The organism is Gallibacter sp. Marseille-QA0791 (genome assembly GCF_965119705.1).
Taxonomy (GTDB): Bacteria; Bacillota; Clostridia; order Peptostreptococcales; family Anaerovoracaceae; genus Lentihominibacter; species Lentihominibacter excrementipullorum.
In genome coordinates this window covers 762,462-776,364 of sequence record NZ_CBCPMH010000001.1, presented here as the reverse complement: position 1 = coordinate 776,364, position 13,903 = coordinate 762,462, and the positions used below count along the sequence as shown (strand labels likewise).

At 49.8% G+C, this 13,903-nt stretch carries 7 protein-coding genes; all 7 read left to right on the top strand.

Annotated elements, in window-relative coordinates:
* Positions 1–110: 110 nt before the first annotated feature.
* The 7 genes from ACQY69_RS03555 (at position 111) to ACQY69_RS03525 (ending at position 13,771) form a co-directional block, all read left to right on the top strand.
* Positions 111–8,642, top strand: coding sequence for an RHS repeat-associated core domain-containing protein (locus tag ACQY69_RS03555; RefSeq protein ID WP_428258671.1), 8,532 nt, complete (start codon positions 111–113; stop codon positions 8,640–8,642).
* A gap of 245 nt (positions 8,643–8,887) precedes the next feature.
* Positions 8,888–9,808: a polymorphic toxin-type HINT domain-containing protein gene (locus ACQY69_RS03550; protein WP_428258669.1), complete on the top strand. Its 921-nt coding sequence runs from the start codon at positions 8,888–8,890 to the stop codon at positions 9,806–9,808.
* 435 nt (positions 9,809–10,243) lie between these two features.
* The gene (locus tag ACQY69_RS03545) at positions 10,244–10,822 is read left to right on the top strand and encodes an Imm51 family immunity protein (RefSeq protein ID WP_428258668.1); all 579 of its coding nucleotides are present in this window, start codon (positions 10,244–10,246) and stop codon (positions 10,820–10,822) included.
* A gap of 330 nt (positions 10,823–11,152) precedes the next feature.
* Positions 11,153–11,770 carry an RHS repeat-associated core domain-containing protein gene (locus tag ACQY69_RS03540; RefSeq protein ID WP_428258667.1) on the top strand — a complete coding sequence of 206 codons (618 nt, stop codon included), beginning with the start codon at positions 11,153–11,155 and terminating at the stop codon, positions 11,768–11,770.
* Positions 11,771–11,918: 148 nt separating this feature from the next.
* Positions 11,919–12,821: a polymorphic toxin-type HINT domain-containing protein gene (locus tag ACQY69_RS03535; RefSeq protein WP_428258665.1), complete on the top strand. Its 903-nt coding sequence runs from the start codon at positions 11,919–11,921 to the stop codon at positions 12,819–12,821.
* A 5-nt stretch (positions 12,822–12,826) separates the two neighbouring features.
* The gene (locus ACQY69_RS03530) at positions 12,827–13,189 is read left to right on the top strand and encodes a hypothetical protein (RefSeq protein WP_428258663.1); all 363 of its coding nucleotides are present in this window, start codon (positions 12,827–12,829) and stop codon (positions 13,187–13,189) included.
* 210 nt (positions 13,190–13,399) lie between these two features.
* Positions 13,400–13,771 (top strand): hypothetical protein, encoded by a 372-nt coding sequence (locus tag ACQY69_RS03525; RefSeq protein WP_428258661.1) that lies wholly within the window; start codon positions 13,400–13,402, stop codon positions 13,769–13,771.
* Positions 13,772–13,903: the final 132 nt, after the last annotated feature.

Genomic DNA, 13,903 nt, shown 5'->3' with positions numbered 1-13,903 from the left:
AAGAGAGCGATAAATGACGAAAATGTGACAGAAATTTTTAAAATTTTTTAAAAATTTCTGTCACATTTTGCGATTTGCGTCGTCTTTTATTATACAGGGAGGAAGAAGACATGGAAATGAAATTGAGAAACAGGATAGTAGCATGGTTCCTGACGATATGTCTTTCGGTAACGCTGATACCGAACATGGGACATGCAGAGGAAGCGGACAAGGCGAAGGAGGCGCCAAAGAAACAGGAAGCCGTCAGAGAGGAAGACGTAACGGAGGAGGACGTCATCGAGAAGACGGAGACGACTACGACGTACGATCTGGGCGGCGGAGAAAAAATGGCCGTCTTTCACGGCGGCAGCGTACGATACAGAGACGATTCGGGCAAGCTGGTGGATTACGACTCGTCCCTGGTAGCCATCGACAGCGGGGAAAAGACGATACAGAACGAATCCCTGGAAGACTACGCTTATCAGAACAGACAGGGAGATAAGAAACAGTATATGCCGGAAACACTGTCGGAGGATACCCCAATACTTCTGGAGAAGGACTCTCACAGGATAGAGATAGCTCACGCGGCAGAGAGCCTGGAAGAGATGGAGCTGGCGGAAGAGACGGTAGAGGTACAGAAGGAGACCGTACCGGCCATATACGAGGAGGAGGCAGAGGTGCCGATAAACGCTGTATACGGCGATGAAAAGGCGCCGGTCTTCATAACGTATACATCGGGAGAGAACGGTATCAAGGAGACCATGACTCTCAATGAGAAGCCGCAGAGCAATGTGTTCCGGTATAAGCTGAACACGGGAGAACTCAGGGCCAAGAAGAACGCCACCAACGAGGGAATCACCATATACGATGAGGAGTCGGAGGAAATCGTGGCAGCCATAGCGCCGCCGTGGATGAACGACGCTACCGGTGAAGCCTACAGCGAGGAGATAACGTACCAGCTGAGTCAGGAAGGGTCAGAGCCGGGGGAATATGTCCTGACTATGACCATAGACGAGGACTACCTGAGCGACAAAGAGCGAAAATATCCGGTTACGGTGGACCCGACGGCCACATGGAAAGGCTCCAGTCAGATACGGGATGTCTATGTCATAAGCGGTACCTATGCCAATACGAATTTCTACGACAGCGGTACGGTGGTGATGCCGGCGGGTAAAAACAGCACGGGGATACATGAAACATACGTGCAGTTTGTGAACCTGAAGAATACCGTCGCGGGGAAAAACGTCACCAGCGCCACCTTCTCCGCATATGAGATGAGTGGCGGGGCTAACGGACAGAAGGTAAGCGCGTTTAAGGTCAACGGAAGCTGGACCCCCTCCACGCTGAAGTACAGCAACAGACCGGCGTGCGCGTCCAGCGCCATGGCGACTATAACCACGCAGCCGACAGCTGTGGAGCATAAGTTTAACGTGCTGTCGTACGTCAAGGGAATAGCAGGGTCGGCTGCCGATTACGGCATAGCCCTGAAGAATACGACGGCGTCGCCGAGCTACGCGGTTTTTTTCGGCAGCAGATCATCGTCCACAGCTTATCTGCCTAAGCTTACCGTGGTATATTCCAATGAACCGACAGCACCGACAGGAGCCGCCGTATCACCGGCCTATGTAAAAAACAGCACGGCGGCGAAGCTGACTTTTTCAGGACTGCCATCGGATGCAGCCAGGGCTGAATATAAGATAACGGGATACGACGACACTGCTCAGACGGAAGGAGCCGTGATAAAGGATTTCGGCGAAGATACGGCCATAACCTCCGGCGGCTCGCTGCCTCAGCTCGAGCCGGGCTGCTATAAGGTATATGTGCGGGGCGTCAGCGGTTCCGGAACGGCGGGACCGGCTGCTTCGGCAGGGGTGCTGCATGTAGACAGTTCTGCGCCGGATGTGGGAGAGGTCACGTTGAAAGGAAGCGACGGAGCTTCCATAGACGGCAAGTGGACAGGAGAGACCAACCCGCTCATAGGATTTTCGGGAGTGACCGACAGTCACATAGACGCGACGTGTCTCTCATATGCCATCGTGCCTAAGGGCACCGACCCGTCGGCATCCGACTTCAAGTCGGCCGCGGAGCTTTCCATAAGCGGCAGCAAGCCCTACAGCGGTACCTTCAGACTGGCGGCCGCGGACAGAGCCCTCACATCGGGGGATTACACCATCCATGTAAGGGCGACAGACAAAGCCGGCAACCAGAAGGTTAAGAGGCTGTCATACAGGAAGGACACTGAAGACCCGATAGGGAGCATAATACTGACGGATCTGGTCACGGGAAACGAAGTGAGCCAGATATATAAGCCTGTAAACATAGAGGTAGGCGTCAGCGGTACGGGAAGCGAGATAGCAGAAAGCTCCCTCAAGCTTTACAAGGCGGTGACCAACAGCCAGGGTCAGGTGACAGGGGTGGACCAGTCTACGGAGAAAACCCTGACCAAGAACATAACCATCAGCGAGAACATCGAGATGGACACCCTCGATATATGCGACAGCTACGGCAAGTACAGGCTGGTGCTGAATCTCAAGGATTCGGCAGGCAGGACCAAGGAAGTCACGAAGGACTTCGAGGTGACGTATACTTTGCCGGCTCCCGACAAGGTGCAGATAGCCCATTCAACAGGCGGCACAGCCACCATGACGTGGGGATTCACCTATACGCCTCAGCAGAAGATAAAGCTGGCTTCGATCGAGGGCAAATTTTCCAATGAAAACTCCTTCAAGACACTGGTACCGGCAGGGTCGGAAGGTACGTTGCCATTCGACGGCAGCGCTGAGATAACGGTGCCCAACGTTGAAGGAGAGTGGGACGTTACAGTAAGAGGCAAGGCCAAGAGCGGACACACGGGAGAGGAGATCACGGTCAAGTGCGTCGTGGACAAGACCCAGCCGGAGATAAGCGGCCTCCAGTTCAATCAGTGCTATCTGCAGGGGTCTGTACAGGACGACAACCTGAAGGAGTGGAGAATATATGTAAAGGAGAAGAACGCGGACAGCTACGGCGAAGAGCCTGTGAGCCGAGGGAGCTCCGAGGTTTTCAATTATCTGATAGCTTACATAGATACGGGTAAGGAGCCTTTTGAGGCGGGAAAGGAATACACCCTGAAGCTGGTGGCAGAGGATAAGGCGGGCAATACGAAGCAGCAGACCGTCGATATCGCGGTGCCGTCAGATAATACCAGAGCGAGGCTTATCGAGCCTCAGCTTACGATAGACAAGGGCGAGTCGAATCTGCCGAATAAGGGAACGTTCATCGTAGGCTCGGACAAAGACGTACTCAGCCTCACAGGCGATGTACAGGGCGCCGTATGGTATATAGCCAACAGGGAATCGTCGCCTGCACTCAAGGATGCCGACGGCAATCCGCTGTATGACGATTTGATGTGGATAGATGTGATGGCCATAAAAAAGGAGAGCGACGGGTCCAGGAAGTACACCACGGCTATAGTGGAGAACGGATACAAGAACGCCATCACATTTGCAGACAGCGAGATATCGGGCGCCACAGCAACGAAGACATTCAGCACCATCGACCCGGTGGTCAGCTTCCGCATAAAGGCGGAGCCGGGAACGGCCACCTACCAGATAAAGGCCAACGGGGCGGGGCAGAGCCAGTACGTGACGGTGCAGCCGAACACTACCTACTACGTGACGGATATAACGGAAGAATCGGCCTTTGCCAACAGCTTTGATATAAAGGTGACGGCAGCGGAAGGCCATGCGATCGGAGACTGCGATCCTGTCTTTTACGGGGACACATCCGTCAATGAGTCATTCATATATTCCGACGTGGAGGATTACGCGCCGAAGCGTCTCAGCGTGGAAGATAAGATAAACTACAAGACTTATCTCAAGTGGGATATACCTGATACGCTGCCGGCGGAGATATCATATGAAGTATACAGAGGAACCAGCGAAGACTTCATCCCGGACGAGACTACGCTGGTGGCGTCGGATGTAAAGGCCGGCTATTTCACTGAGATCAACGCGTGGCATGGCAAGGACTTCTACTATAAAGTCTGCGCTGTCAAGAAGTTTAAGGACGCCCTGGGTATAAACAGGGAGAGCAGAAGCTCCTTCACAGAGGTGATGGCGGGAAGGGCCGCAGACCTCAACGAGTCGGTGAAGCGGCTGGGTATCAAGGAATTCTGGGAGTTTACCGAATTCAACACGCCGGGAGGCAACGGATATATCGAGAAAAGCAGCGGTAATTTCGTGTACCAGCAGAAGGACGCGGAGCTGCCTAACGAGGACTTCGATGTGACGCTGACGCGCACGTACAACAGTCAGAGCAGTACGAGAGGGACATTCGGTTCGGGATGGAGCCACGATTACGACATAGAGCTGATAAACCTGTCGGACGACAACTCGCTGGATTTCACCCATGTGATATTAAAGGACGGCAACGGCACCATATACCATTTCACCAGAGGTTCGGAAGACGAATACTTCATATCTTCTTTCGGGCGTTACGTGAACCTGACTGCGGAGCAGACGGAAAAGACCAAGACGGTGACGGTATCATCGGACGGCGATGACAGCACCGTGACCATAAAGTATCAGTTCCTGCTGTACACCAAGGATGGGATGAAATACTACTTCAACAGCGGAGGCCAGCTGATGCTGATGGAGGAAGGCAACGGCAAGTTTGTCATCTTCGAACATGATGCGAAAAAGGGCCTTCTCACCGCAATGCGCACCAATAACGACATCGCCGTGAATTTCACCTACTACGACGGCAAGAATGGCAGCGACCCGCTGACGGTGAAGGAGATAGAGATGCCGGACGGCAGCAAGGTACAGTACGAGTATACGAAGCCGCTGCTCTCGTCGGAGAGACTGCTGACGAAGGTGACGGAGGTGTCGGGCGATGAGACCATAGAGTACGAATACCAGTACGACAAGCCACTCCTCAGTTCTCAGCCGAGGAACCTGACTGTCATAAAGGAGCCTCAGAACAAGAGCCAGTACACCATAGAGTACGACTTTGAGAATGACAGGGTGGAGGAAGCTCAGTATCCTAACGGGGAGAAATTCACCTTTGACTACGCCGACGACAATACGTATACCATTACGAAGAAGTATTCGGCAGGCCAGGCAGTCATGGGCGAAAAGGATTTCTTCGACAGAGTGTACGGTAAGTGCGAGAAGAGCATAAGAGGCGTCGACGATATCAGCAGGCTGGAGGGAAGCAGCGATCAGGGCCTTGATGTCACCACTTACGAATATAAAGACAACCAACTGACGTCATCCACGTCGACAGCTCAGTATCTGGAGATAAACAGCAGCGGATACGTGGTGGAAAAGTCGGGAGTAAAGGAGAACAAGGCGCAGTATTCCGGCGACAACCCTGTGAAGGAGACCGAGGACGACGGGACCATAAGCGAATACACTTATTACACGGAGGAGGACGGCGCCAACCTGGACGACCTGGTGAAGACCGTGAAGGAGACCAACGGGGACGGCAAGGTTACAGCATATCAGAAGTATTCGTATGACGCGGCAGGGAACGTTACCGAGACCATAGACTATGTGGCCGGGACGAAGGTGAACAACACGTATTACGCGGACGGAGCCTTCAAGGGAGAACTGAGCTCCATGACGGAGAAGACGCTGACGGTATCAGGCGACTATACCGTAACGGCAGAAACCCTCAGGAGCACATCCCAGTTTGCATACCAGTACAGCACTGCGGACGGCAAGAGAGAGAAGACTGAGACATGCACCCAGACCATACCGAAGCCTGACGGGACCAATGAGACCATCACCACGAGCCGCACGTATGACGTCATGGGGCGGCTCATAAAGGAGACGGACAGCAGGGGATATCAGACAGTACATACTTATGACGGTTTCGGCAGAGTTACGGGAACCACCTACAAATACACAGACAGCGACCAGCTAAAGAGCAGCACTTCCAGGTCTTACGACAAGAACGGCATGGTGACGTATGAGAAGCTGGAGGACGGTATCGAGAAATGGTATACATACGACAACATGGGTCAGGTGACATCGACAAAGGTGAAGAAAGGCGAAGACCTGGAAGAGACCATCACCACCACTTACCGGTATGAGGACGTGGATATCTACCGGGGCAAAGGAAGCGATACCGTCAGCGTCAATAATGCCTACGTGGTGAAGGAAACGTACGGTGACGGCACCATACTGTCTGAGACATACAAGGATCACAAGGGCAATGTGGTGAGGGTTTATGAAAACGGCCTCTACACCGACATGACTTACAACAGCCAGGGGGATATGGTCACCAAGTGGCTGATGGGAAAGACATTGTCAGCCACAGACGGACTTCTGGAGCTGTATATCTATGACGACAAGGGGAATCTGACGGCTACGGTGACAGATCCTGATTACGTTACAGGGACGGAGACGACAGGATATTACGTGCGGCCTGATTCAACAGACGAAGACGGCAACGAGACACAGGGCAGCATCGTCACTGAAAGCAAGTACGATTCCGACGGCAACATCACCGAATCCACGGATCCGCTGGGGAATACGACGAAATACACGTACGGCACCAATGGAGACCTGCTGTCGGTGACTGCACCTGACAACGTCAAATACGAATATCAGTACGATGTTGAGGGCGGCGGTAATACCACCAAAGATGTGGTGACGGAGCCGAGGCAGATAAAGCAGGGGGATACGGTGACGACCACCACAGCCAAGAGCGTCGTGACCAAGGACAATACAGACAGGACCATAAAGGTGGAGGACCTGGGAGTAAGCGAGACAGACGGCACATCCATCAGCACATCGTATGAATACGATGTCAGGGACAACCTGGTAAAGGCCACCGACAAGAAGGGCAACTACAGAGCGTACACGTATGATGTGAGAGACAGGCTGACGGCCATAGACTACTACGAACCGGCAGAGACGGCGGCAGTGAAGACCATGAGGACGGAGTTCACGTACGACGACGCCGACAACCTGACGTCGATGACGGACAAGAAGACTGTAGACGGACAGGACGTGATATACAGGTATACGGGATACGGCTACGACGGATTCAACAGACTCACCTGGGTATCGGAGTGTGACACCAGTTCGGTTCCGACGGAAGCAGTCATCGAAGCCAATAAGATATCGTATCAGTACGACGGCAAGGACAGACTGACAGCCATAGACTATCCTGACAGCGCGCTGGGTGTGACGGGACTGAGATTCACTTACAACGTCTACGGCTGGCTGACGGAGGTCAAGGCGGCCCGGGAGAGCGGCGGTGACCGCACCATCAGAGAATACGCCTACACCGACGATGGCAAAGTGGAGTCCATGACCGACTATACCGACTTTGACTCGGGACTGACAGGGACCGGCAAGTGGCTGAAGCGGACGTATACGTATGACAAGCTGGGCAGAACGACGGCCATAGAGTATACCGACAACATGACGGGAAGCAGCAGCGATATCAAGGAAGGACACTATTACACGTACGACAGGAACAGCAATATAACGGGCGAAGATACGATAGACAACTACGGCGTCGCCAACAGCTCATACTACGGAGAGCGCAGACAGTATTCCTACGATGTCAACGACCGTCTGATACAGGATTCGGTATTGAAGAGGACCGGCGAAAACGAATTCTCTCAGGGAGAGACCCATTATTATCAATACGATGCGGCAGGCAATAAGATAAGCGAGGAGACAGAGCGGCAGAGGCCCGACCAGAAGGCCGAAAGCGCCTACACCTACAACGAGTTCAACCAGTTGGTATCCGTCGTAGGCGAGGACATGTACGAAGGCACGTATACCAACCGCACGTATACCTACGACAGCAACGGGAACCAGATAAAGGAGACCGATACCGGCGGAAAGGAGACGATATACGAATACGACGCCGACAACAGGCTGAAGAAAGCGACAGGCAAGACAGGGACAGCGGTTGATTATACCCAGGAAAACCAGTACAATGGTTTTGGACAGAGAATTCAGAAAAAAGAAGGCGCCGAGGAGACCAATTACTTCTACGACGGAACGGCTGTACTGTATACAAAAGATGAAGCAGATGACGTGACCAGCTTCAACCTAATAGGGGCGGAAGACAACATACTGCTGACGGCCAGGCCGGGAGCAGAAGGCAGCACGGACTTCTACTCATATACCAAGGATATCAGGGAGAGCACAGTCAACATCGTGGGAGCAGACGGCTCATCCCAGGTCACCTACAGCTACGACGACTACGGCGAGACGAAAGTCCACCAGAAGGACCCTGAGAAACCGTTCTACAACGAGATATGCTATACGGCAGGCGTATACGACGAGACGACAGGCCTCTACAACCTGCGGGCCAGATACTACGACCCGGCAGACGGAAGCTTCCTTACCCAGGACACCTACAGAGGAAGCAGGTCGAGGACGGAGACGCTGAACCTGTACACCTACGGAGCAGGGAATCCGATAAAATATACGGATCCGAGCGGACACGCCATCTGGGGAGTAGTAGGCGCAGCAATGGGAGCCTACGACGGCTACAAATACGCGAAAAAGAAAAATCTCAAAGGTTGGAAGAAAGGAGCGGCCATAGTAGGAGGAGCCGTCCTGGGAGTAGTGAATCCGTTCAAGGTGGTGAAAGCCGCCTTTTTGCCCGAAGAGCCGAAGGCGATTCGCAAGGCAAAACGGACAGCGTAGCAGCGAAGCTGCGGAGGAGTGAGCGGTAGCGAACGTTGCCTTTTTGCCCGAAGAGCCGAAGGCGATTCGCAAGGCAAAACGGACAGCGTAGCAGCGAAGCTGCGGAGGAGTGAGCGGCAGCGAACGTTGCAAAAACAGGATACAAAGCGTATAAAGCCAGCAAGTACACTAAGAAAGCCGTAAGCACGGTTAAGAAAGCGAAGACGGTAAAAAAAGTCGCGACGAAGCCGAAGAAGACGGTGGTAATGAAGAAGACAGTTAAGACCACCAGCAAGCCTAAAGTCGTCAAGAAGACAACTCAGACCGTGAAGAAGCAGGCGAAGAAGGTAACACCTCAATGCTTTGTTGCGGGGACGAAGATACATACGGATAAAGGCTTTATAGACATAGAGAATATAAAAGCCGGGGACTACGTGTGGTCGGCAAATCCGGAGATACATGAGAAAGCCTTAAAGAAAGTCAACAAGATATTCGTCAGGGAGACTGACGGCATAATAAGGCTTTCAATCAACGGAGAGAAGATAGAGACTACAGAAGAACACCCATTTTACGTAGAAGGCAGGGGCTGGACAGAAGCGTCGAGCCTTAAAGAGGGCGACGAAGTCCGGACAGCAGACGGGTCTGTAGCAGCAGTGGAAGCTACTGAGAGCATAAAGCTTTCGGAGCCTGTGAAGGTGTACAATTTCGAGGTAGAAGACTTCCACACGTACTATGTATCCGAACAGAAGGTGCTGGTGCACAACACGTGCGCCATGACGGCGAAGAATTCGACAAGTATAGCTAGTGCTGGAAAATTAAAAGGTGGAAGTGGTGCAACTTCTTCAAACACAGACGCGTCTATAGATTTAGAATTCGAAGAATGGCTTAACAGAGGTGAGGCAAATAATATTGTATATTTTGGAATGATAGACTCGAAAGCAGTATATACAGGAATAACTAAACAAAGTTTGAAAAAGAGGCTATATCAACATAGGCGCAGCGGTAAATTGTTTCAACAGCTGGAACAACAATATAGTAACCTTACGCGAAATCAGGCAAGAGCGATAGAGCAATATTATATAGAAAACGGCCCTAATGAATTTAACCATATAAATAGTATAAGTCCACGTAACAGATTTTATAATCAGGCTGTAACTTGGGTGAAAAATTATATTGAGAATCAATAAAAAGGAGAGTGATTCGATATGACATGGGTTGACAACAATCCTGTAAGATTGAAGGCACTGGAAAAATACAACAAACAAAGCGAAAAAGTCAAAAACGCTTTAGACAAACTCAGGGAAATTGACCAATGGGAAAACCGCTTAAAAATCATAAAGAAAACACGGCCCAAAATCAAAACCGGAGATTTGTTTTTAGCTAATCTTTTCGGAGACATGTGTTTTTACGGTGTTGTACTTAATGGGTCGGTAGATATTCCTGTATATGGCGATAATCTCGTAATAGTGTGCATTTTTAAACACCGTACTAAATCTGTAAATGATACTGGTAAAAACTATGATTTTGTTGAAGAACAGATTTTGTTAAATCCGCGCATTGTCACAAGGGAATATTGGACAGGAGGATTCTTCTATAACATAGGAATCAACATAGCGGAGGACATGGATTTAGATTACGGCTTTTATTCATCGCAGTCAAAAAGCTATATAAACGAATACGGAGAGAAAAAGGCCGAAGAACCAAGGGTAGTATCAACGCTTGCTATTGAAACTATAACAGGAATCGCCTCTGAAATGCGGTATGCGCTTACTATGGACAACTCTTTTTTGACTCCGGAGGAAAGAAAGGAGTTCAACGAGTACATAAAAGCGGCTTTAGATTCGGGAAAGGACAGCTTCCCAGAGAAAAGCAAAGATGGCGCTTTTGTATTCGAAAAGGAAAATCGGAAACAGTGTTTCGTCACGTTGGGGGAAATTGAAAGGTACCAGGAGCTGTTTGCGGGCATGCAGGGCGAGGTCGAAGGGAACGGATACGACTGGGAGGCAGTCGTGAGAGCGTTCCTGAAGGAGCTGTATCCGAAGGAAGAAAAGCGGATAAATTTCGATTCCGAGGCGGAAATGTTCTGTATGTATTGCTCTGATGAAGCGCTGATGAAGGAACTTTCGGAAAAGCTGACTGAAATGCTGCGCAGCGGTGAAATAAAGAAATATATATCTGAGGCTGACTTTTTAAGTATATAAGAGATGGTAAAAAATCTCAAAGTTTAAGGAGATTGAGAAGAAGAAAGCATAGGTAATCCGGGAGTCCCGGCCAATGCCGGCCGGGATTCCCACTGCCTGTGTTTTCGTCGGGAGACCGGGAAGTCAAAGGAGAAGAAGGAGAAAGAAGAGAATATCCGCCAGACGTTCCATAAGCCCCGGGCTGATGGAAACGCAAGGATTTACATAAAAAATTACTGCTTAAAAATGAAAAAATATCACTTTATATAAAAACTCAAAGAAGGCGCCGAGGAGACCAATTACTTCTACGACGGAACGGCGGTACTGTATACAAAAGATGAAGCAGATGACGTGACCAGCTTCAACCTGATAGGGGCGGAAGACAACATACTGCTGACGGCCAGACCGGGAGCAGAAGGCAGCACGGACTTCTACGCATATACCAAGGATATCAGGGAGAGCACAGTCAACATCGTGGGAGCAGACGGCTCATCCCAGGCGACCTACAGCTACGACGACTACGGCGAGACGACAGTCCACCAGAAGGACCCTGAGAAACCGTTCTACAACGAGATATGCTATACGGCAGGCGTATACGACGAGACGACAGGCCTCTACAACCTGCGGGCCAGATACTACGACCCGGCAGACGGAAGCTTCCTTACCCAGGACACCTACAGAGGAAGCAGGTCGAGGACGGAGACGCTGAACCTGTACACCTACGGAGCAGGGAATCCGATAAAATATACGGATCCGAGCGGACACGCCATCTGGGGAGTAATAGGCGCAGCCATGGGAGCCTACGACGGCTACAAATACGCGAAAAAGAAAAACCTCAAAGGCTGGAAGAAAGGAGCAGCCATACTGGGAGGAGCGGCGCTCGGCGTAATAAATCCATTTAAAGTAGTAAAAGCCGCCTTTTTGCCCGAAGAGCCGAAGGCGATTCGCGAGGCAAAACGGACAGCGTAGCAGCGAAGCTGCGGAGGAGTGAGCGGTAGCGAACGTTGCGAAAACAGGATATAAAGCGTACAAAGCAAGCAAGTACACTAAGAAAGCCGTAAGCGCAGTCAAGAAGGCAAAGACAGCGAAAAAAGTTGCGACGAAGCCGAAGCCGACGGTGAGCAGCAAGAAGACCGTCAAGGTAACCACTAAGCCAAGAGTCGTCAAGATGACGAACCAGACTGTGAAGAAGCAGGCGAAGACGGTAACACCTCGATGCTTTGTTGCGGGGACGAAGATACATACTGACAAAGGCTTTATAGACATAGAGAATATAAAAGCCGGGGACTACGTGTGGTCGGCAAATCCGGAGATACATGAGAAGGCCTTAAAGAAAGTCAACAAGATATTCGTCAGGGAGACTGACAGCATAATAAGGCTTTCAATCAACGGAGAGAAGATAGAGACTACAGAAGAACACCCATTTTACGTAGAAGGCAGGGGCTGGACAGAAGCGGCGAGCCTTAAAGAGGGCGACGAAGTACGGACAGCAGACGGGTCTGCGGCAGCAGTAGAAGCTTCTGAGAGCATAAAGCTTTCGGAGCCTGTGAAGATGTACAACTTCGAGGTAGAAGACTTCCACACGTACTATGTATCCGAACAGAAGGTGCTGGTACACAATACGTGCGCCATGACAGCGAAGAATGTATCTGTGCATGTAGGGAAAAGCGGAGATACAAAATATATTGTCGGGGCATATAAGGATGTTAAGGCTGTTGAAAAGATGTTGAATATTGAAGGAATGGATGCACACCATGTTGGGCAGGGTGCGGTGATGAAAAAGTTAGTTGATAATTATGATTACAAAACAGCTCCTACCATAAGCGTGTTTAAAGAAGGCCACACGATTCGACTGGGAGAAAAGGGAACTATTTCAAAAAACACAAAGGGAATAACAAGTGTAAGACAATTATTAGCTAGAGATATACGCGAATTGAGACGAGTGTATCCTGATATACCTAATTCGGCATTGAGAGAACTGATAACTATGAATAAAAAAATGTATGAAGAAATGAGGTGAATAATATGATGTTCGATATTTTTGGAAAGAAAGTATATGAAACAGTAGTAAAATGGGGAATAGAGCATTATAAGAAAGAATATGAAACGGAAGTATCGTTTGATTGTAATGAATCATTTTGGAAATCTCGTGACGAATTCTATAAAAAAATGAATGAAGATGAAAAAGAGATTTTTTTCGGTATTCTTGAACTGACAATGATAGATACTGTATCACATGTACTGGGTATACTGGACGGCTCGAGCAGTTTAGCAGGAGGAGGTTTTTTTGAACCTGAGATAAAAATCAATGGTGAGGACATGGTGTGTGATTTGCAGGACTCGTTTTTAGCGTATGTTGAAGAACAAGAAAAGTGTGAAAAAGGCTAGATTGAAAAGGCATTTTGAGGAGTGCGCCTATAGAGATTGATAACTGCAAACTCTAAAAAGATTGAGAAGAAGAAAGCATAGGTCATCCGGGAATTCTGGCCAATGCCGGTCGGGATTCCCACTGCCTGTGTTTTTAGGGGAATATATTTTGTCCCCGGTCATTGGAAAATTTTCTTGTAGAACAATGCAGTTAGCAAAGGAGAGGTTACTATGGAATACGAATATATGATATCGCCGATAGGAAGTTATGATTTCGACAATTTTACTGCAAAGGAGGCAAAGGAATACTTCGAGTGGTTTATGGGAGAGCGCGAAAAGCGGGTTCATATACTAAGTGAATACATAAAGAGCGAAGGGGAAGAAATAGAGTTTGACTATACGCCGGAATCCCTCGTTCCATTATGGACATGGTTTTTGGAGAAAATAAGATTTGAAAAACGAAGTGAGGAAGAGATAAAGGAAGAAAGGGCAAACTCCCCGGAATGGATGCATAAGCATATTTCTGAAGACAGGCCGTCAATAGAGACGTTGAAATATGTCTTGGACATAGCGGTACGGTATATTTGGGGGAAGTCTTTGTAAGAAATAACGAGGGAAAGCTATATTGGGGATATAAGACAAGGTGCAAAAGATGGATATCAGTTAACAGGCCGGCGGTATTTGGTTTTGAAGCTAATATGGCTTTAGAGCCAATTCAATTAATCCTAGTTGGGG

Bases quoted from the DNA above. Each gene is read 5' to 3' on its own strand.
- ACQY69_RS03550 (WP_428258669.1), top strand. From the start codon at position 8,888: ATGAAGAAGACAGTTAAGACCACCAGCAAGCCTAAAGTCGTCAAGAAG.
- ACQY69_RS03555 (WP_428258671.1), top strand. From the start codon at position 111: ATGGAAATGAAATTGAGAAACAGGATAGTAGCATGGTTCCTGACGATA.
- ACQY69_RS03530 (WP_428258663.1), top strand. From the start codon at position 12,827: ATGATGTTCGATATTTTTGGAAAGAAAGTATATGAAACAGTAGTAAAA.
- ACQY69_RS03525 (WP_428258661.1), top strand. From the start codon at position 13,400: ATGGAATACGAATATATGATATCGCCGATAGGAAGTTATGATTTCGAC.
- ACQY69_RS03545 (WP_428258668.1), top strand. From the start codon at position 10,244: ATGGATTTAGATTACGGCTTTTATTCATCGCAGTCAAAAAGCTATATA.